The sequence below is a fragment of the Streptomyces sp. CNT372 genome (assembly GCF_000377145.1).
In genome coordinates, this window is sequence record NZ_KB897782.1 from 61,460 (window position 1) to 80,435 (window position 18,976).

Below are 18,976 nucleotides of genomic sequence, written 5' to 3' on the forward strand. Positions count from 1 at the left end.
GGGCCCGGGCGGGCCCGCCGCCCGGAAGGGTCTCCCCAGCGGGCGGTTCGCCGACCGCGCTGTTGGAACGACCGGCTCCACGAACGAGCCCCAGTGTCCGTTTCATCACGCTTCTTCTGGTAAGTCGTGGAGGTGGAGCCCTTCGCCGAGAGGCGAGATGCCACCGAGCCCCGCGCGAAGCGGACGGAGAGAAGGGGTTGTCATGGCGGTCTGCGAGGTGTGCGGCAACGACTACGCGCTGTCGTTCGAGGTCCGGATGACCAACGGGGCCGTGCACCTCTTCGACAGCATCGAGTGCGCGGCACACCGGCTCGCCCCGGTCTGCGATCACTGCGGATGCCGGATCCTGGGCCATGGACTCCAGGCCGACGGCCTGTTCTTCTGCTGCGCCCACTGATCCCGGCAGCACGGCCATCCAGAACTCAGCGACAGCGCCTGAGTGTCGTGCGCGGTCACGCGGTTTCCCTGTCGCAGGCACGGGCAGGCGAGCCGGTGCAAACGCACGAGCGAAAGGAACGACATGAGTGCCGGAGAGAAGGCCAAGGCCAAGGCGGAGCAGGTCGTCGGGAAGACCGTGCGGAAGGCGGCCCACGCAGTGGGCCAGGACACCACCGCGGCCAAGGGCGCTGCCCTGGAGACCCGCGGAATGGCGCGTGAGACCAAGGAGAAGGGCAAGGGACGCCTCGGCGGCTGAACCCGGCGTCCCGCCTTCCCGGGCCGCCCACCGTCCGGTGCCGGACGGTGGGCGGCCCCATGTCGTGACGTCGTCCCGGAGACCCCGGGCCCGAGCCGGGGTCCTCACCGCCGCCTGCGCCGCACGCCCGAGAGGGGTGCCGCGCTGGGCGGCGGGCGGGGGCAGGTCGTCCACGATCCGCGCACGTTCGGCGGACGAGCCGGTGCACGGGGACGGCACCGCGCGGGTGGAGATGCGCCGACGGGCAGGTGTGCCGTCACGCGGACGGGGCACGGGGGGTACACCTTCATGTGGTCGGGGAATGCGGAGCAGAGGGACGGTGGCATGCGAAGCGTGGGCGTGGAAGAGGAACTTCTGCTGGTGAACCCGGGCAGCGGGGTGCCGACGGCCGTGTCCGGTTCGGTTCTCGCCGCCGCCGACCGGCACGCCGGGCACACCGGCGCGGGCGACGCGGGCGGCGGCTCGGACCACCCGTTCGAGACGGAACTGCACAAGGAGCAGCTGGAGTTCGCCACGGAGCCGGTCACCGAGATGGGCCGGTTGCGGGAGGAGATCGTCCGCTGCCGCGCCGAGGCGGCCCGTCATGCCGAGTCCGCAGGAGCCGTGGTGGCGGCGCTCGCCACCTCACCGCTGACGGTCGAGCCGTCCCTGAACACCGGTACCCGGTACCAGTGGATGGGCGATCAGTTCGGCCTGACCGCTCAGGAGCAGCTGACCTGCGGCTGCCACGTCCATGTGTCGGTGGACAGCGACGAGGAGGGGGTGGCCGTCCTGGACCGCGTCCGCCCCTGGCTGCCGGTCCTCACCGCCATGAGCGCCAACTCCCCCTTCTGGCAGGGCCGGGACACGGAGTACGGCAGCTACCGCAGCAGGGTGTGGAACCGGTGGCCGTCCGCCGGGCCGGTCGATGTCTTCGGCTCCGCCGACCGCTACCACGAACAGGTCGCCGCCATGGTGGAGACCGGTGTGCTGCGCGACAAGGGCATGATCTACTTCGACGCCCGGCTCTCCGCCGCCTTCCCCACCGTCGAGATCCGCGTCGCCGACGTCTGCCTCGATCCCGCCACCCCGGTCCTGCTGGCCGCCCTCGCGCGCGGCCTCGTCGACACCGCGGCCCGCGACTGGCGGGACGGCATGCCGCCGGCCCGCGTCGGCACCGGCCTGCTCCGCCTGGCCTCATGGCGCGCGGGCCGCTCGGGCCTGGACGGCCCCCTGCTGCACCCCGGCACCCTGCGCGAGACCTCCCCGGCCGACGCCGTCGACGCCCTGTACCGGCATGTGCGCGAGTCCCTGGCGGACCACGGCGACGAGGACCTGGTCCGCGAGGGCATCGCCCGCCTCCTCGCCGAGGGGAACGGGGCTCGTACGCAGCGGCGGCTGCTGGACGAGACCGGGGACCTCGCCCGGGTCGTGACCCGCTGCGCCGAGCTCACCGCCGGCGGAGCCTGAGGGCCCCCGGCCGCGGCGGACGCGACACCGTCACGGGTCAGCGCACCCGCCCGCGCGGCTTCAGCGCCACAGGCGGCAGTTCCGGGGCGGGGAGGCGGTCGCCGTCGTAGCCGTGGACCTCGCCGAAGCGGGAGCCCCGGGTCCAGTCCTCGCGGGCGCGTTCGACCTCCTCGTGGCTGCGGCCGATGAAGTTCCACCACATGACGACCTCCTCCTCGAACGGCTCGCCGCCCAGCAGCATCAGGCCCGCGTCCGAGGCGGCGCGCAGGGGGAGTTCGGAGCGGCCGCAGCCCAGGTAGAGCATGGAGCCCGGCAGGACGGGGACCCCGTCGACACGAGCCTCGCCGGACATCGCGAGGACCGCGTACTCGAAGTCGGGGTCCAGCGGCAGGCGGGCCTCCGTACCCGCCGACAGTGCGAGGTCCGCGCCGACGATGGGCGTGTACGCGGTGCCCGGCGAGGTGGTGCCGTCGAGCGAGCCGAGGATCACGGTGGCGAGCAGGCCGGGCGCGGTGACGCGGGGCAGATCGGTGTGGTGCTGGAAGTGGGGTTCGACCTCCCGGTGGGCGTCGGGCAGGGCGACCCACAGCTGGGCGCCGTGCAGGTAGCGGGCGTGCGGGCGGGGGCTCTCCTCGGAGTGGCTGATCGCCCGCCCGGAGGTCATCAGGCCCAGCTCCCGGGGGCGGATCGTCGCCAGGGACCCGGTGCTGTCGCGGTGCAGGACCTCCCCCTCGTGCAGCCAGCTCACCGTCTGGAGTCCCATGTGCGGGTGGGGCGGGACCTGCATACCGGGCTCGTCGGCGATGTCGTCGGGCCCGTAGTGGTCGACGAACGCCCACGCGCCCACCATGCGCCGGCCCAGGTTGGGCAGGAGCCGGCGGACCTCGGTGGACTCGCCGAGCCGGACCCGCCGGGGGCTCAGCAGCTCGCGCACGGGCTCGGCGACGACGAAACCGCGGCCGCCGCAGACGGAGGGGGTGGCCTGGCGATCGAGATTGCTCATGCCGCACAACCTAAGGCCTGTCTGACCCGTCCCGTCCGGGCTGCGGGCGAACGACGCCATGTGTCAGGCAGGCCTTGGTTCCCGTGCGGGCCCGGTGGGGGTGACGCGGCGGTGCCGGCCCGGGGACGGCGGGCCCGAGGGGTGGTGGAATGCGCGGCGCGCCGCCGGTGTTGGCAGGTCCGTACGACCACCGGATCCACCGGATCCACCGGGGAAGACTCGGGAAGGAGCAGCGGTGAGCGAGACCTACTTCGAGTTCGGGACGCCGGCCGAGCGCTGGGACCGGGCGGGGATGTTCTTCGACGCCAAGGAGTACGTCACGGCCGCCCGCATCCTGACCGGTCTCGTCGCCGAGTCCCCCGAGCAGGTCGCCCCGCGCCTGCTGCTGGCCCGGGCGTACTACCACTCCGCGCGGCTGGGCAGGGCCGAGGCCGAACTGCGGGCGGTGCTGGAGCGCGACCCGGTCGAGCAGTACGCGCGGCTGATGCTGGGCCGCACCCTGGAGCGCCGGGGCCGCCCGGAGGAGGCCGCCCCGCACCTGCGGCTCGCGGCGGCCATGTCCGGTGATCTGCCCGTGGACTGACGGTGCGTCAGGGGAGGCGGCCGGGGCGGCCGGGAGTCTCCCGGCCGCCCCGGCGTCCGCCGTCACCCCCGGTAGGTCTCCAGCAGCCGCAGCCACACCTCGCTGATCGTCGGGAACGAGGGCACCGCGTGCCACAGCCGGTCGATCGGGACCTCGCCCGCGACCGCGATCGTCGCCGAGTGCAGCAGTTCGCTGACGGCGGGCCCCACGAAGGTCACGCCGAGCAGGACCTCGCGGTCCAGGTCGACGACCATCCGGGCGTGGCCCCGGTAGCCCTCGGCGTAGAGGTCCGCGCCGGCGACCGCGCCGAGGTCGTAGTCCACGGCCCGTACGCGGTACCCGGCGCGCTCCGCCTCCGCGAGGCTCAGACCGACCGCCGCCGCCTCCGGGTCGGTGAAGACCACCTGCGGCACGGCCGCGTGGTCGGCGGTGGCGCTGTGCGCGCCCCAGCGGTCGGTCTCCAGCAGTGGCACGCCCTGGGCGCGGGCCGCGATGGCCGCACCGGCGATGCGCGCCTGGTACTTGCCCTGGTGGGTGAGGAGGGCGCGGTGGTTGACGTCCCCGACGGCGTAGAGCCAGTCGGTGCCCTTGACCAGGCAGCTGTCGTCCACGTCGAGCCAGCCGCCGTCCTTCTGGCCGACGCTCTCCAGTCCGATGTCCTCGGTGCGCGGGGCGCGGCCGGTCGCGAAGAGGACCTCGTCCGCCTGCACGCTGCTGCCGTCACCGAGGACGAGGGTGACGGGGCCGGTCGCACCGCCCGGGCGGTCCACGGCCTCGACGGTGGCGCCGAGCCGGACGTCGGCGCCCGCCTCCTTCAGCGCCGCCACGACGTGCTCGCCGACGAAGGGCTCCATACGCGGCAGCACACCCCGGTCGCGGACGAGCAGGGTGACCCGGGAGCCGAGGTTCTGCCAGGCGGTCGCCATCTCGACGCCGACGACACCGCCGCCGACGATCGCGAGTCGTCCGGGGACCTCGCGGGCGCTGGTGGCCTCGCGGCTGGTCCAGGCGCGGGCGCCGGCCAGGCCGGGCAGGTCCGGCAGAACGGCGCGGCTGCCGGTGGCGACGACGACGGCGTGGCGCGCGGTGAGGAGGTGGTGCTCGCCCTCGGGGCCGTCGACCACGACGGACTTCGGGCCGTGGAGGCGGCCCCGGCCGCGGTAGACGCGGGCGCCGACGGAGTCGAGCCAGGCCGCCTGGCCGTCGTCCGTCCAGTTGCCGACCTCCTCGTCCCGGCGGGCGAGCACGGCGGCCGCGTCGAGCGGCCCCCGCACGGCGGCGCTCAGGCCGGGGACCCGGCGGGCGTCGGCGCGGGCGATGGCCGGGCGCAGCAGCGCCTTGCTGGGGACGCAGGCCCAGTACGAACACTCGCCGCCGATCAGCTCGCTCTCCACGACGGCGGTGCTGAGCCCGGCCGCCCGGGTGCGGTCCGCCACGTTCTCGCCGACGGGACCCGCGCCGAGCACCACCACGTCGCACTCCACAGCTTCAGTCATACGGTCAGTCTGCTGTGGGGTGTGCGACCTGGCCACATGGGCAGGGGCTGGAATAGCCAGGCCCCGGGCGCCGTTGTGCGGGGCGAGTCCACCGGACGTCCAGGACGCCGAGGAAGAGGTACGCAGGTCATGAGCACCCTTGAGCTGACCAAGGAAAACTTCGATCAGGTCGTCAACGAGAACGACTTCATCCTCATCGACTTCTGGGCGTCCTGGTGCGGCCCCTGCCGCCAGTTCGCCCCCGTGTTCGAGGGTGCGTCGGAGCGGCACCCGGACCTGGTCTTCGCCAAGGTCGACACGGAGGCTCAGCAGGAACTGGCCGCGGCCTTCGAGATCCAGTCCATCCCGACGCTGATGATCGTGCGGGACAACGTGGCGGTGTTCGCCCAGCCCGGCGCGCTGCCCGAGTCCGCGCTGGAGGACGTGATCGGCCAGGCGCGGGAGCTGGACATGGACCAGGTCCGCAAGTCGATCGAGGACGCGCAGAAGAAGGCGGCGGCCGAGGGCCAGGGAGGCGACGGCCAGGCTTCGGCCTGACACCGCGCGCGAGCGCGCGCCCCGGGCGGGCCCGGCCCCCCACCTGGGGGCCCCCGCGCAGGGCCCGCGGCCCGGCGCAGGGCTCCTGCTCCCGTCGGCCGGGCTCCCCAGGCGCAGGGCCTCGCTCCCGTCGGCCGGGCCCCCCACCTGGGGGCCCGGCCGACGACGCGTACGCGCCCCGGCGCACGCCCCCGCGCGCGGGAGGCCGCGCCTGCCACGGCGCCCCGGCGTACGCCCCTCGCGTGCGGACGCTCAACGTGCCGGACCGGCCCGGGCGTAGCCCCCGTCAGCGCTCCAGGACGAGCGCCAGTCCCTGCCCCACCCCGATGCACAGGGCCGCCAGCCCCGTGCCGGACCCGGCCGCGGCGAGCTGGTGGGCGACCGCGCCCGCGAGACGGGCGCCCGACGCGCCCAGCGGGTGGCCGATCGCGATGGCCCCGCCCCGGGGGTTGACCACGGCCGGATCCAGGTCCGGCCACTCCGCGAGACAGCCCAGCGCCTGCGCCGCGAAGGCCTCGTTCAGCTCGAACACGCTCAGGTCGGCGAAGGACCGGTCCGCCCTCCCCAGCGCCCGCCGCACCGCCTCGACCGGGCCGAGCCCGAAGAGCTGCGGCTCGATCCCGGTCACGGCGGAGGCCCGGACCCGGGCCAGCGGCTCGCGTCCGGTCGCCCGCAGCCCCTCCTCGTCGACGAGGAGCAGGGCGGCGGCCCCGTCGTTGAGCGGGGAGGCGTTCCCGGCGGTGACCGTCCCCGTGGGGCGGAAGGCCGGCTTGAGCTTCGCCAGCGCCTCCATCGAGGTGGTGTCGCGGATGCACTCGTCCCGCGCCAGGTCGACGCCCTCGTAGCCGACCACCTCGGTGTCGTAGAGGCCCTTCGCCCATGCCTCGGCCGCCCTGCGGTGGCTCTCCAGGGCGAAGGCGTCCTGCTGCTCGCGGCCGATGCCGTGCTTGTCGGCCACCTGCTCGGCGCCCTCGCCGAGCTGCACGGTCCACTCGGCTGGCATCTCGGGGTTGGTCATGCGCCAGCCGAGGGTGGTGGAGTGGAGCTGCTGGTGCCCGGCGGGGAAGGCGCGCTCGGGCTTCTGGAGCACCCAGGGCGCGCGGGACATGGACTCGACACCGCCCGCGATCGCCACGGACGCGTCGCCGAGGGCGATGGCGCGGGCCGCCTGGACGACGGCCTCCAGGCCGGAGCCGCAGAGCCGGTTCACGGTGACCCCGGGCACGGATACGGGCAGGCCGGCGAGGAGTACCGCCATCCGGGCGACATCGCGGTTGTCCTCGCCCGCACCGTTGGCGTCGCCGAAGACGACGTCGTCGATCCGGGCCGGGTCGAGGGCCGGGGTGCGGTCCACCAGTGCCCGGACCACATGGGCGGCGAGGTCGTCGGGGCGGACGCCCGAGAGCGCACCCCCGAAGCGGCCGATCGGCGTGCGGACGGCGTCGACGATGTAGACGTCGCGGATGCTCATCGAGTTCTCTCCCGGGCCAGGACCCGGTCCCCCTGACGGACCGCGGTCCACTATCGAGTCGCCCGAGTCTGTGACGGGTGGTGCGCGGTGTCAACGTCCACCGGGGTCGCGACCGTTCCCCCGGGGGCGTGCAGACCGCCACGCCCGGCCCGGGGACGCGTGCTTCAGGCGGTGTCCGCGTCCTCGGAAGACGTCCGCGCACTCGGAAGGCGGCGGCGTCCCGGAAGGCGTCCGCGTCTCACAAGGCGTCCGCGTCGACCACCCGTACGGTCAGCCCGTAGTCCAGTTCCGCCCCGTCCACGAGCAGGGCCTCCACCGTGCGCGTCTCGGGGTCGATGTCGGCCTCGACCCCGTCGCCGACGAAACGCGGATAGCCCGAGGCGCCCTGCTCCCCGGTGGCGTCGACCACGGCCGACCGGATCGCGCTCTCGGCCGCGGTGACGGGGTCGTCGCTCTCGACGTGCTCCGGCAGGACGAGGATCCCGAAACGCTGCGGTTCGTTGCTCATGCAGGCGACGCTAGACACCCGGCCCCTCCCCCGCATGTCGTCGGGCCACCCGCTCCCGGGGCCCGTCCGGGTCAGGCGGACTCGCGCGGGACGGGCCGGGCGGTCATCAGCTCGTAGCGGGCCGGCGGGAGGCCCGGCTCGCGCACGGCCCGGTCGACGAGGGCGGCGAGTGTGCCGCCGCTCATGGTGTCCATACGGACGGTGCTGAGCCGGGGCCGCAGCAGCCGGCCGAGGAGGAGGTCCCCGGCACCGATCACGGCCGTCTCGCGGGGTACGTCGACGCCGGCGTCCTGGAGAGCGCGCATCAGGAGCATCGCGTAGGCGTCGTCGTAGGCGTACACGGCGTCGAGGCCCAGGGAGCGCCAGCGTCCGGCGAGGGCGGCGGCCGAGTGCTCCTCGTACTCCATCGGGAGCGGCACGGTCCGCGCGCCGGTCCCGGCGGCGGCGTCGCGGGCGCCGGCCAGCCGGGGCCGGGCGAGGCTCCCGGGGCCCGGCTCCTCGGGCAGGACGACGCCGATCGCGCGGCGGCCCCGGTGCAGCAGATGCCCGACGGCGCAGGCCCCGATACGCCGCTGGTCCATCACCAGGGTGTGCGCGCCCTCCACCCCCTCGATGCCCGCGTCGCCTTCAGGGGTTCCCGGCGGGCCGTCCGCTCCGCCCGTGCCCAGGGTGACGACGGCGCGGGCGCCGGAGCGCCGCAGGAGCAGCACGCCGTGCGGGGTGGGCTGCGCCTCGCCGAGGCAGACGACGGCGACGGGGCGCAGCTCCGCCCAGGCCCGCGCGGCCTCGTCCCCGTCGAGGCCGAGGCTGCCGTACGGGACGACGGTGTAGTCCAGGAGCCGCAGCTCGGCGTGGAGTTCGTCGAGGAAGGCGGAGGGCAGCGCCCCGGCGGACTGGCGCGGTGCGGGCACGACGACGGTCCGGGTGCGGCCGGCGCGCAGGCTGCGGGCGGCGGCGTGCGGGACGTAGCCGAGTTCCTCGGCCGCCGACCGGACCCGGTGCCGGGTCCGGTCGCTGATGCGGACGGAGGCGCTGTTGTTGAGGACGTACGAGACGGTGGCCCGGGAGACTCCGGCCAGCCGGGCGACGTCGGCACTGGTCGGGGCGGAGCGATTCACGGGCGGTTGGGGTGGTGGCTGCTGGCTCATCGCCCGGGCCATCCTTCCAGACCCGCGACACGCCGGATCACCCACCTGGCCGGAATCAGGCGCCACCGCCCTTCCCAACTCCCCTACAGAGCACGGGAGTTGCGCATCCGTGGTGGACGGGGGCCGGTGACCTCCGCGCACGTGCGGCGGCCGGTGCCGCGGCGGATGGCCGGATCCGGCGGGAGAGACCCGGAACGTGTCCGGAAGGAACAGGCGGGCGTCCGGAAATCGAACGGTCGTGCAGGGCTCCGGGCCAGGCGAGCACCGTAGTGCCGTCGCCCGCGAACCGCATCCCCGGGCCGGCCCGGCAAGCCCCGGACCGGTCAGTCCCGTCCGGGAGGCCAAACCGGTCAGTCCCGTCCGGGCAGTTTCGGCCGGTCGGTCCCAGCGGAGCAGCCCCAGCCGGTCAGTCCCGTCCGGCCGGCCCCGGCCCCGGCAGCTCCGCGAACGCCGTGCGGAACGCGCCCAGCGTCGTGCCCCCGCCCGTGCGGTCGAGCACCGCGAAGACGATCTCGTCGAAGTGGCCGCCGAAACGCGCACCCGGCGCCAGCAGCCCCCGGAAGGCGCCGGCCACCCGCGCCGGGTCGTTGCGGAAGACGCCGCAGCCCCACGCACCGAGGACGAGCCGCCGGTAGCCGCCCGCGACGGCGACCTCCAGCACGCGCTCGGCCCGGCGGGCCAGGACGGCGGGAATCCGGTGCGCCTCGTCCGGCGAGCGGCGGGCGATCACCCCCGCGTTCGGCGCGGGAGAGGTGAGGAAGCCGACCGCGAACGGCTCCCGCAGCAGCCCGCCCCGGTCGTCCCGGAAGACGGGCACCGCCGGGGAGTGGATGACCCGGTCGGAGTAGAAGGGGCTCCGGTCCTCGCGGTGGTGGGCGTAGTGGCCGGGGACCCGGAGCAAGGTCGTGTAGAGGGCGGAGGCCCGGCACAGGGCCTCCTCCTGGGCCTGGGCGCCGTTGAGGTAGCCGCCGCCGGGGTTGCGCGCGGAGGCGAAGTTGAGCACAGCGACCGGGCCGGGCGCGGCCGAGGTCAGCCGGCGGGCCGCCTCGGTGCTCGACTCGCCGGTCACCTCGAAGGAGGTCCTCCGGTCGGTGCCGGGCACCACGTCCAGCGGGTCAGGGCCGTGCCCCCGGGTGGCGTCCGCCGAGGCGGCGACGGCCTCGGCGATGCGGACCTCGTGGCCGTCCGGCAGGCGGTAGCCGCCCGCCGCCACGATCGCCTCGTTCTCCCGGGCTGTGCCCCGCAGCCGCGCGCTCACGCTGTTCCCCCGGTGTTCACGATCTCGTTCACCACTGCTCCGTCCCCCGTGTTCGTACCCGGCATCCTGATTGGTCCGCCGCGACGGGGGCAAGCGCATTTCGGCTGGCCGGAGGGCACTCTTGTGCGAACCGAAGGCCGTGGCCTTAGGTTGGCAGAGTCCCGCGCGGGATCCTTCGACCCCCGAGGAGTCGATCATGCGTCCGCCAGATACCGGGTGTAACGGGGAGCGGCTGTCCGAGGAATCGGCCGAAGAGCTGCTGCGATGCATCTGCTTCAAGACGGGCCCGCCCCGGCGGGTCGGGGTGGAGGTCGAATGGCTGGTCCATGATCCCGACCGCCCCTCCGTGCCCGTTCCGCCGGAACGCCTGGCGGCGGCGTTCGACGGGATACGGACCCTGCCGCTGGCCTCGGCCCTGACCTTCGAACCGGGCGGGCAGCTGGAGCTCAGCTCGCCGCCCGCCGCGTCGCTCGCCGAGTGCGTCGACCTCACCGCCACCGATCTCCGCGCCGTCCGCGCCTCCCTGCGCACCGCGGGACTGGCCCTCGCGGGCTACGGTCTCGACCCCTGGCAGCCCCCGCGCCGGCTGCTGCGGCAGCCGCGCTACGACGCGATGGAGCACTTCCTCGACCGCTCCGGCCCCGCCGGGCGCACCATGATGTGCACCTCCGCCTCGGTCCAGGTCTGCCTGGACGCGGGCGAGGAGGAGCCGGGCCCGCTCGGCTTCGTCCGCCGCTGGCAGCTCGCCCACGTCCTGGGCGCCGTGCTGCTGGCCGCGTTCGCCAACTCCCCCGTCAGACAGGGCCGCCCCACCGGATGGAAGTCGACCCGGCAGGCCGTGTGGAGCGCGCTCGCCCCGGTACGGACGACGGCTCCGCCGCTGACGGCCGACCCCCGGGCGGACTGGGCGGCGTACGTGCTGGACGCGCCGGTGATGTGCGTGCGCCGGGCCGAGGGCCCCTGGGAGGTGCCCACCGGGCTCACCTTCCGCCAGTGGCTGCGCTCGGGCGCCCCGCGCCCGCCGGTCCGGGCGGACCTCGACTACCACCTCACCACCCTGTTCCCGCCGGTCCGGCCGCGCGGCCATCTGGAGTTCCGGATGCTCGACGCGCAGCCGGGCGAGGACGGCTGGATGGTGCCGCTCGCCGTGACCACGGCACTCTTCGACGATCCGGAGGCGGCCGAGACCGTGTACCGGGCGGTCAAACCGCTGGCGGAGGCGGCCGGCTCACTGCCCGCGCCGCTGAACCCGCTGTGGGTCACCGCGGCCCGCCGGGGCCTGGCCGACCCGGATCTGCGGGCCGCCGCCGCCCTGTCCTTCGGCGTCGCGCTGGAGTCCCTGGAGCGCACGGGGGCGCCGGACGCCCTGGTGTCCCGCGTGGCCGACTTCGCCGAGCGGTATGTGCGGCGGGGCCGCTGCCCCGGCGACGACCTGAGTCCTTCCCCCGTGGCCTGGGAGGCTGCCTCATGACCGACGAGCTGCGCCTGCGGGCGCTCAACGCGCTGACCGCCGCCCGGGCCCGGACCGCCGTGCTGACCTCCTGCGTGGACGACGGCGACCTGACCGCCCAGCACTCCCCGCTGATGTCGCCCCTGGTGTGGGACCTCGCGCACATCGGCAACCAGGAGGAGCAGTGGCTGCTGCGCGCGGTGGGCGGGGCCGAGGCCCTGCGGCCGGAGATCGACTCCCTCTACGACGCCTTCGAACACCCGCGGGCGAGCCGGCCCGCCCTGCCGCTGCTGGCCCCGGCCGAGGCCCGGACCTACGCCTCGGACGTCCGCGGACGGGTGCTCGACATCCTGGAGAAGACGGAGCTGGCGGGCTCCCGGCTGGTGGACGCGGGCTTCGCCTTCGGCATGATCGCGCAGCACGAGCAGCAGCACGACGAGACCATGCTCATCACCCACCAGCTGCGCAGGGGCCCGGCCGCCCTCACCGCGCCCGAGCCCCCCGAGCACCCGCACGAGCCGCTGCCGGCGGAGGTCCTGGTGCCCGGCGGGCCGTTCACCATGGGCACCTCCACCGAACCCTGGGCGCTGGACAACGAACGGCCCGCGCACCGGCGGGAGGTGGCCGCGTTCTGGATCGACACCGTGCCGGTGACCTGCGGGGCGTACCAGGAGTTCATCGCGGACGGCGGATACGAGGACCCGCGCTGGTGGGCCCCGGCGGGGTGGGCGCAGATCCGCGAACACGGCATCGGCGCACCGCTGTTCTGGCGCCGGGAGGGCTCCGGGTGGGTGCGCCGCCGCTTCGGTGTCACGGAGGAGGTGCCGGCCGGGGAGCCGGTGCTGCATGTCAGCTGGTACGAGGCGGACGCCTACGCCCGCTGGGCGGGGCGCCGGCTGCCGACGGAGGCCGAGTGGGAGAAGGCGGCCCGGCACGACCCGGAGTCGGACCGTTCGCGCCGCTACCCGTGGGGCGACGCCGACCCCGGCCCCGCGCACGCCAACCTGGGGCAGCGGCATCTGCGCCCGGCGCGGGCGGGGGCGTACCCGGAGGGGGCGTCGCCGCTGGGGGTGCGGCAGCTGATCGGGGACGTCTGGGAGTGGACGGCGAGCGACTTCCTGCCGTACCCGGGCTTCGCCGCGTTCCCGTACCGCGAGTACTCGGAGGTGTTCTTCGGCCCGGAGCACAAGGTCCTGCGCGGCGGGGCGTTCGGGGTGGACGCGGTGGCCTGCCGGGGCACCTTCCGCAACTGGGACCTGCCGGTGCGGCGCCAGATCTTCTCCGGCTTCCGCACGGCCCGCGACGCGGAGGTCCGCGGCGGCGCGCAGGGACCGCGCGGCTCGGCGGCGGCGTACGGCGCGGGAGGTCGGGTCTGATGTGCCGCCATCTCGCCTATCTGGGGCCGTCCGTGCCGCTGGGTGCGCTGCTGGCGGAACCGGAACACGGACTCGTCCGCCAGTCCTGGGCCCCGCGCCGGCAGCGGTACGGGACGGTCAACGCGGACGGCTTCGGCGTCGGCTGGTACGCGGACGGGGACCCGGTCCCCGCCCGGTACCGGCGGGCCGGGCCGGTGTGGGCCGACCGGTCCTTCGCCGACCTGGCCCGGGTGGTGCGCTCCGGGGCGGTGCTCGCCGCGGTCCGGGACGCGACCCTGGCCGGGGCGGACGCGGAGGCAGCGGCGGCCCCGTTCGCCGCCGGGCCCTGGCTGTTCAGCCACAACGGCGCGGTGCCCGGCTGGCCGGACCCGATGGCGGGCGTCGCCGCGTCGCTCCCGCCGGCCGCCCTGCTGTCGATGGAGTCGCGCACGGACTCCGCCCTGGTGTGGGCGCTGGCGCTGCACCGGCTGAACGCGGGCGACGGCCCGGACCGTGCCCTGGCCGAGACCGTCCGGGAGACGGCCGCCGCGGCCCCCGGCTCGCGGCTCAATCTGCTGCTCACCGACGGACGCACCATCGCGGCGACCGCGTGGGGCGACACCCTCTGGTATCTCACCGGCCCCGCCGGCCGCACGGTGGTGGCCTCCGAGCCGTACGACGACGACCCCCGCTGGCAGGAGGTGCCGGACCGCACGCTGCTCACCGCGACGCGGACCGACCTCCGGCTGACCGAGCTCAAGGAGCCGACCCAGTGAGCCCGTTCCTGCTGACCCGTACCCTGCCCGAGGACGCCACGGACGCGGACCTGCGCGCCGATGTGCTCAACGGGCTGACCCGGACCCCCAAGGTGCTGCCGCCCAAGTGGTTCTACGACGCGCGCGGCAGCGAACTGTTCGAGGAGATCACCCGGCTCCCCGAGTACTACCCGACCCGCGCGGAGCGGGAGATCCTGGCCGACCGGGCCGGCGAGATCGCGGCGGCGACGGGCGCACGGACGCTGGTGGAACTGGGCTCGGGCTCGTCCGAGAAGACCCGTTACCTCCTCGACGCGCTGACGGACCTGCACACCTATGTGCCGGTTGACGTGAGCGAGAGCGCCCTGACGGGTGCGGCCGAGGCGCTGCTGGCGGAGCGCCCGGAGCTGTCGGTGCACGCGATCGTCGCCGACTTCACCCGGGGCCTGGTCCTGCCGGGCACGCCCGGACCCCGGCTGGTCGCCTTCCTCGGCGGCACGATCGGGAACCTGCTGCCCGAGGAGCGGGCCCTGTTCCTGCGCTCGGTGCGCGGCCTGCTCTCCCCCGGTGACGCGCTGCTGCTCGGCACGGACCTCGTGAAGGACGAGGACGTGCTGGTGCGGGCCTACGACGACGCGGCGGGGGTGACGGCGGAGTTCAACAAGAACGTGCTGGCCGTGCTGGCGCGGGAGCTGGACGCGGACGTGGACCCGGCGGACTTCGAGCACGTGGCCCGGTGGGACCGCGAGCAGGAGTGGATCGAGATGCGGCTGCGGGCGCGCTCGGCGCTGTCGGTGAAGATTCCGGAACTGGACCTGGTGGTGCCGTTCGAGGCGGGCGAGGAGCTGCGCACGGAGGTCTCGGCGAAGTTCCGTCAGGAGCGGGTGCGGGAGGAACTTGCCTCTGCCGAGCTGGAGTTGGCGCACTGGTGGACGGACCGGGAGGGCCGGTTCGCGCTCTCGCTGGCGACGGCGAGCTGAGCGGTCCGGGCGAGTGAGCGCCGGTCGGCGCGGCCGGCCGCGGGGATGGGCGGCAGCAGCCGTATCTCCGCGGTGAGCCGCCCGGCCCGCGCGACCCGCCACAGCGAGACCGCCAGCGGGTCGTCGCCGACGAAGGCGGCCGCGCCGGTGGGCGTGTAGGCGAGGCGGACGGGCTGGACGGGGACGCCCGCGTCCAGGGCCGCCTGGAACGCGGCGGGCCGGAACCGCCCCTGCGCCCGGCCGCACCAGGTGGATCCCTCGGGAAACACCACCACCCGGGCGCCCCGGCGCAGTGCGGCGGCGAGCTGGGCGACGGTGCCGGGCAGCGCGCGCAGCCGGTCCCGCTCGACGAACAAGGTCCCGCCGCGCGCGGCGACCACCCCGAGCACGGGCCAGCGCCGCACCTCCGCCTTGGCGAGCATCCGTCCGGGCAGCACGGCCGCGATGAGGGGGATGTCCAGCCAGGACACATGGTTGGCGACGACGAGACATCCGGCGGGCCGGGCCACGCCCGCAGCCCCGCCCGGCCCGGGGTCCGTCCAGGCCTGTGCACCGGCGCCGCCCCCACCCCCGGCGACGATCCGGACGCGGACGCCGAACGCGCGCAGCACCGCGCGAGCCCACGCGCGGGTGAGGCGGTGGCGGGCGGCGCGGCCCAGCAGGGCGGTGGCCGGGGCGAGGGCGACCCCCGCGGCGGTCACGGCGCCGCCGGCCGCGACCCGTCCGGCGGCGCGCAGGGCACCCGCCGGGCGCCTGTCCATGACCGCGCAACCGCCGGGCGTACAGGGCGCGGTGGGCAGCCAGGCCCCGGCCCCGGCATCGGAAGGCCCGCTCACGCGGGGGCCAGGGAGAGGAAGTGGCGCAGATAGCGGGGGTCGGTGCGGCGCAGGGAGAGCAGGACGTACAGGTCGGCGACCCCGAACTCCGGGTCGTGGGCGGGCGCCCCGCACACCCATGCGCCCAGGCGGAGGTAGCCGCGCAGCAGGGGCGGCAGTTCGGTGCGCCCGCCGGGCAGCGGGACACCGGCCGCATTCCACAGCCGGTGCGGCGTGACCTGGTACTCCTCAGGGGCGAGATGGCGGCTGCGGACGGCCTCCCAGGTCGCGGCGGCGAGGGCGCCGCCGTCGGCGAGGGGCAGCGAACAGCAGCCGGCCAGCCACTCGTGCCCGGCGCGGGTCATATAGCGGGCGAGTCCGGCCCAGATGAGGGCGATCACCGCGCCGTTGCGGTGCCGGGGATGGACGCAGGAGCGGCCGACCTCGACCAGGTCGTGGCGGATCGGGCCGAGCCGGGTGAGGTCGAACTCGCCCTCCGCGTAGAGCCGTCCGGCGACCCGGGCGCGGTCGGGGGGCAGGATCCGGTAGGTGCCGACGATCTCGCCGGTGGCCGCCTCGCGCACGAGGAGGTGGTCGCACCAGGCGTCGAAGGCGTCGCTGTCGAGGCCGGGTTCGGGGCCGTCGAGCCGGGCGCCCAGCTCTCCCGCGAAGACCTGGTGGCGCAGCCGCTGCGCGGCGCGCACCTCGTCCTGGTCGCGGGCGAGGGAGACGACGTAGCGGGACCGGCCGTCCCGGCCCGGGGCGACGGACGCGGCGGAAACGGGCGCGGGACCCGGCACAGCGGGCACGGGCGCGGGACCCGGCACAGCGGGCGCGGGGGCGGGGGTGGCAGGCATGGCGGCCTCCTGGGCGGACGAGGGGACCGGGCCGCGGGTACGACGGCCCGGCCCCTCGTTTCTTCCGCCCCCGGGAGGAATCGGCGTGACCACCCGGCGGAGACCGGATGTGCGAACGCTGAACCCCGGGCGAGCCCCGCCGCGCCCCGGCGTGCGCCCCGCCGCCCGCCCGTCAGGGCCGCAGCGCGGAGGTGATCCGGTCGGAGGCGCTGCGCGCGGCTGTCGCCGGGTCGGCGCCCTGGAGGACGGCGGTCATATAGGGCTTGATCGGGTTGTCCGCCTCGACCTCGACCCACTGCGGCGAACTCGGCGTGGCCCGCCCGCGGACCGCGCCCGCCGCCATCGCCGAGGTGCCCTCCGCCCCCTCCAGCTGCCCGGCCAGGGTCGTCTTGTTGGGCACGTAGTTCATCGTGCGGGCCAGTTCGAGCTGCCACTCCTCGCCCGCGAGCGCGGAGACGACCTCCACCGCCGCCGCCCGCTCCTTCGACTTCTCGGGGACGATCAGGTCCGAGCCGCCGATGAAGACGGACCCGGGGGCCTCGGCCGACTTCCCGGGGACCGGGAAGAAGCCGAGCTTGCCCTTGAGTTCGGGGTTCGCCTTCTCGATGACGGTGGCCGCGCTCGGCACCGCGATCATCTGCGCGGTCCGGCCCTTGGCGAAGACCTCGGCCTGCGGCGGGGTCTCCTCGTCCGCGTCCTTGGGCCCGTCGCCGTGGGACTGGAGCTCCCGGTAGAAGTCCATGCCCCGCAGGGCCGCCTTGGAGTGCAGCGCGCCCTCCCACTCCCCGCCCTTCTCGACGGCGAGTTCGCCTCCCTCGTCCCAGACGAAGCCCGCGAGGGTGTACCAGTCCTGGCCCGCCAGGTAGATGCCGTCCTGGCTCGCGGTGTCCAGCTTCTGCGATATCTCCAGCCATTCGGCGCGCGTCTTCGGGGGCTCCTTGATGCCGGCCTCGGCGAACAGCTCCTTGTTGTAGATCACGACGCGGTTGGCGGCGTACCAGGGGATGCCGTACTGGGAGCCGTTGACGCTGCCGGGTTCGGCGAGGCCGGGCAGCCACTCGTCGCCGCCCAGGTCCCGCACGGACTCCAGGGTGAGGTCCCGCAGCCCGCCGCTCTCCGCGTAACCGGCGACCTGGGTGTTGCCGACCTCGATGACCTCGGGGGTGTCCTTGCCCGCCAGGGCCTCGGTCACCTTCTTCCCGATGCCGGTCCACTCCTGGAAGGTGACTTCCAGTTCGATGTCGGGATGCTCGTCCTCGAATGCCTCCGTGAAGCGGTTGAGGAAGTCCTCGGAGACGCTGTTCTGCATCAGCCAGACGCGGACCGTGCGCTGGTCGGAACCGCCGGGAACCATTCCGCACCCGCCCAGTGCGAGAGTGCACGCGAGCGCGGTGGACAGGACGAGGGCACGGTTCTTCACGAGGTCACCTTCTGCGTCGGGGCAACGAAGCGGAACCCGACCTGGGGGGAGGAGCTGACGCTCGCACGGGTGTGTGGCTGGATTTTGGTATGGACCAAAGGTCCGGTCAAGTCCGGAAAACCTGGCACCCCACGGCCGGGGGCCGGACGCGGTGATCACAGACGGCCACCGTGGGTGATCCACCCACTGGCTGAAACGTTTCGCCTCGGGGTCGATACGGAGCCGCCAGGCACGGACGGGAGGCCGTCTCGCGGGACGGGACGGGCTGGGGCACCGTGGAGGGAACGCACCGAGAGGAGCACGGCACCCATGTCGAACCACACCTACCGCGTCACCGAGATCGTGGGCACGTCGACCGACGGCGTGGACCAGGCCATCCGCAACGGCATCGACCGCGCCTCGCAGACTCTGCGGGGCCTCGACTGGTTCGAGGTGACGCAGGTCCGAGGTCATATCGTCGACGGGCGGATCGAGCACTACCAGGTGGGCCTGAAGGTCGGATTCCGCCTGGAGGACGGCGCGTAGCCGACGCGGCCGGGGCCGCACGAGGGCGGGGCGGCCCCGGCCCCTCGTGCCGCCCGGACCCCTGGCCGGCCCCGGCTCAGGTGCGGCCCTCGCGCTCCTGCGCGTCCCGCATCGCGCGGCCCGTCGCCGCCGCGCCCCACTCCGCCCGCACCGTACGGAAACCGGCCCGCGCCGCGTCCTCGCACACCAGCGCGTCGTCGTCCACGAGCATCCGCACCTCCCTGGTCCGGGCGAGGCGGCGCAGGATCTCCAGCTTGGTCCTGCGGGCGGGCCTGCGGTCGGCGTTGCCCCGCATGAACACGCGCCCCTCGGGGAGTTCGCACGCGGCCAGCCAGTCCAGGGTGTCCTGGCGGCAGCGCTCCGGCCGCCCGGTCAGGTACACCACCTCGCAGCCGGCGGCGGCCTCCCGGCACAGCCGGACGCCCTCCGCGAGCGGCGGGTCCTCGGGGGCCGCGGCGAAGAAGCCGGACCAGTCGCGCGGGCTGCGCTCCAGGAAGTGCTGGCAGTGCGCGGTGTCGGCGAGGGTCCCGTCGAGGTCGAATACGGCCAGTGGCCTGCTGTCCCGTGTCACGGCCCCAGCCTAGAGCCGCCCCACCGCCCGGGCACGGCCGCGCGCCCCCGGCCCGGGCCGACCCGCGCCCGTACCGGCACCGGCAGCCGGGCCCGCACCGG

Annotated in this window: 20 protein-coding genes; 10 read left to right on the plus strand and 10 right to left on the minus strand. The window is 75.1% G+C overall.

Translation table 11 applies throughout. From position 1 onward, the window contains the following. The first annotated feature begins 202 nt into the window (after nucleotides 1-202). The 3 genes from C593_RS29810 to C593_RS0115435 all read left to right on the plus strand — a co-directional run bounded on the left by C593_RS29810 (nucleotide 203) and on the right by C593_RS0115435 (nucleotide 2,143). Nucleotides 203-397 carry a hypothetical protein gene (locus C593_RS29810; protein ID WP_018848199.1) on the plus strand — a complete coding sequence of 65 codons (195 nt, stop codon included), beginning with the start codon at nucleotides 203-205 and terminating at the stop codon, nucleotides 395-397. Nucleotides 398-520: 123 nt separating this feature from the next. Continuing rightward, a complete protein-coding gene (locus C593_RS33355) occupies nucleotides 521-694 on the plus strand; it encodes a hypothetical protein (RefSeq protein WP_018848200.1) in 174 nt (57 codons plus the stop codon). A gap of 324 nt (nucleotides 695-1,018) precedes the next feature. Next, on the plus strand, nucleotides 1,019-2,143 hold the full coding sequence (locus C593_RS0115435; protein ID WP_018848201.1) for a glutamate--cysteine ligase 2: 1,125 nt from the start codon (nucleotides 1,019-1,021) through the stop codon (nucleotides 2,141-2,143). A 37-nt stretch (nucleotides 2,144-2,180) separates the two neighbouring features. On the opposite strand, the gene C593_RS0115440 is transcribed toward C593_RS0115435, so the two are convergent. Next, the gene (locus tag C593_RS0115440; RefSeq protein ID WP_018848202.1) at nucleotides 2,181-3,146 is read right to left on the minus strand and encodes a pirin family protein; all 966 of its coding nucleotides are present in this window, start codon (nucleotides 3,144-3,146) and stop codon (nucleotides 2,181-2,183) included. A gap of 235 nt (nucleotides 3,147-3,381) precedes the next feature. On the opposite strand from C593_RS0115440, the gene C593_RS0115445 reads away from it, so the two are divergent. Next, nucleotides 3,382-3,729 carry a tetratricopeptide repeat protein gene (locus tag C593_RS0115445; RefSeq protein WP_018848203.1) on the plus strand — a complete coding sequence of 116 codons (348 nt, stop codon included), beginning with the start codon at nucleotides 3,382-3,384 and terminating at the stop codon, nucleotides 3,727-3,729. Nucleotides 3,730-3,791: 62 nt separating this feature from the next. Here C593_RS0115445 and C593_RS0115450 read toward each other — a convergent pair whose 3' ends face one another. Further along, nucleotides 3,792-5,225: a dihydrolipoyl dehydrogenase family protein gene (locus C593_RS0115450; protein WP_199790038.1), complete on the minus strand. Its 1,434-nt coding sequence runs from the start codon at nucleotides 5,223-5,225 to the stop codon at nucleotides 3,792-3,794. Nucleotides 5,226-5,354: 129 nt separating this feature from the next. Between C593_RS0115450 and trxA the strand changes: the two genes are divergently transcribed. Beyond that, nucleotides 5,355-5,762, plus strand: coding sequence for a thioredoxin (gene trxA, locus C593_RS0115455; protein WP_018848205.1), 408 nt, complete (start codon nucleotides 5,355-5,357; stop codon nucleotides 5,760-5,762). A 286-nt stretch (nucleotides 5,763-6,048) separates the two neighbouring features. On the opposite strand, the gene C593_RS0115460 is transcribed toward trxA, so the two are convergent. The 4 genes from C593_RS0115460 to C593_RS0115475 form a co-directional block, all read right to left on the minus strand. Next, on the minus strand, nucleotides 6,049-7,233 hold the full coding sequence (locus C593_RS0115460) for a thiolase family protein (protein WP_018848206.1): 1,185 nt from the start codon (nucleotides 7,231-7,233) through the stop codon (nucleotides 6,049-6,051). A 238-nt stretch (nucleotides 7,234-7,471) separates the two neighbouring features. Next, entirely contained in the window at nucleotides 7,472-7,741 is a 270-nt protein-coding gene (locus C593_RS0115465; protein ID WP_018848207.1) for a hypothetical protein, read from the minus strand. Between the two features lie 71 nt (nucleotides 7,742-7,812). After that, nucleotides 7,813-8,889, minus strand: a complete 1,077-nt coding sequence (locus C593_RS0115470) for a LacI family DNA-binding transcriptional regulator (protein WP_026277721.1) — start codon at nucleotides 8,887-8,889, stop codon at nucleotides 7,813-7,815. Between the two features lie 406 nt (nucleotides 8,890-9,295). Beyond that, complete coding sequence (locus C593_RS0115475; protein ID WP_018848209.1) at nucleotides 9,296-10,147, minus strand: TIGR02452 family protein; 852 nt, start codon at nucleotides 10,145-10,147, stop codon at nucleotides 9,296-9,298. 196 nt (nucleotides 10,148-10,343) lie between these two features. Here C593_RS0115475 and egtA point away from each other — a divergent pair, with 196 nt between their 5' ends. Genes egtA through egtD form a run of 4 tightly spaced genes read left to right on the plus strand, consistent with a single transcriptional unit; the run spans nucleotide 10,344 to nucleotide 14,687 of the window. Further along, nucleotides 10,344-11,618, plus strand: a complete 1,275-nt coding sequence (gene egtA, locus C593_RS0115480; RefSeq protein ID WP_026277722.1) for an ergothioneine biosynthesis glutamate--cysteine ligase EgtA — start codon at nucleotides 10,344-10,346, stop codon at nucleotides 11,616-11,618. Beyond that, a complete protein-coding gene (egtB, locus tag C593_RS0115485; RefSeq protein ID WP_018848211.1) occupies nucleotides 11,615-12,973 on the plus strand; it encodes an ergothioneine biosynthesis protein EgtB in 1,359 nt (452 codons plus the stop codon). The genes egtA and egtB overlap by 4 nt, the downstream gene beginning before the upstream one ends. Beyond that, on the plus strand, nucleotides 12,973-13,728 hold the full coding sequence (gene egtC, locus C593_RS0115490; protein ID WP_018848212.1) for an ergothioneine biosynthesis protein EgtC: 756 nt from the start codon (nucleotides 12,973-12,975) through the stop codon (nucleotides 13,726-13,728). Before egtB ends, egtC begins: the two co-directional genes overlap by 1 nt. Then, on the plus strand, nucleotides 13,725-14,687 hold the full coding sequence (gene egtD, locus C593_RS0115495; protein WP_018848213.1) for an L-histidine N(alpha)-methyltransferase: 963 nt from the start codon (nucleotides 13,725-13,727) through the stop codon (nucleotides 14,685-14,687). The genes egtC and egtD overlap by 4 nt, the downstream gene beginning before the upstream one ends. Here the strand turns inward: egtD and C593_RS29815 are convergent. The 3 genes from C593_RS29815 to C593_RS0115510 form a co-directional block, all read right to left on the minus strand. After that, a complete protein-coding gene (locus C593_RS29815) occupies nucleotides 14,582-15,448 on the minus strand; it encodes a lysophospholipid acyltransferase family protein (RefSeq protein ID WP_018848214.1) in 867 nt (288 codons plus the stop codon). The two genes, egtD and C593_RS29815, sit on opposite strands and share 106 nt — an antisense overlap. A 71-nt stretch (nucleotides 15,449-15,519) precedes the next feature. Continuing rightward, nucleotides 15,520-16,359 (minus strand): GNAT family N-acyltransferase, encoded by an 840-nt coding sequence (locus C593_RS0115505; protein ID WP_018848215.1) that lies wholly within the window; start codon nucleotides 16,357-16,359, stop codon nucleotides 15,520-15,522. Nucleotides 16,360-16,531: 172 nt separating this feature from the next. Next, nucleotides 16,532-17,779, minus strand: a complete 1,248-nt coding sequence (locus tag C593_RS0115510) for an extracellular solute-binding protein (RefSeq protein ID WP_018848216.1) — start codon at nucleotides 17,777-17,779, stop codon at nucleotides 16,532-16,534. A 309-nt stretch (nucleotides 17,780-18,088) separates the two neighbouring features. Here C593_RS0115510 and C593_RS0115515 point away from each other — a divergent pair, with 309 nt between their 5' ends. After that, complete coding sequence (locus C593_RS0115515; RefSeq protein ID WP_018848217.1) at nucleotides 18,089-18,304, plus strand: dodecin; 216 nt, start codon at nucleotides 18,089-18,091, stop codon at nucleotides 18,302-18,304. A 76-nt stretch (nucleotides 18,305-18,380) separates the two neighbouring features. Here the strand turns inward: C593_RS0115515 and C593_RS0115520 are convergent, their stop codons facing one another. Beyond that, nucleotides 18,381-18,875, minus strand: coding sequence for a phosphatase domain-containing protein (locus C593_RS0115520; RefSeq protein WP_018848218.1), 495 nt, complete (start codon nucleotides 18,873-18,875; stop codon nucleotides 18,381-18,383). Nucleotides 18,876-18,976 lie beyond the last annotated feature (101 nt).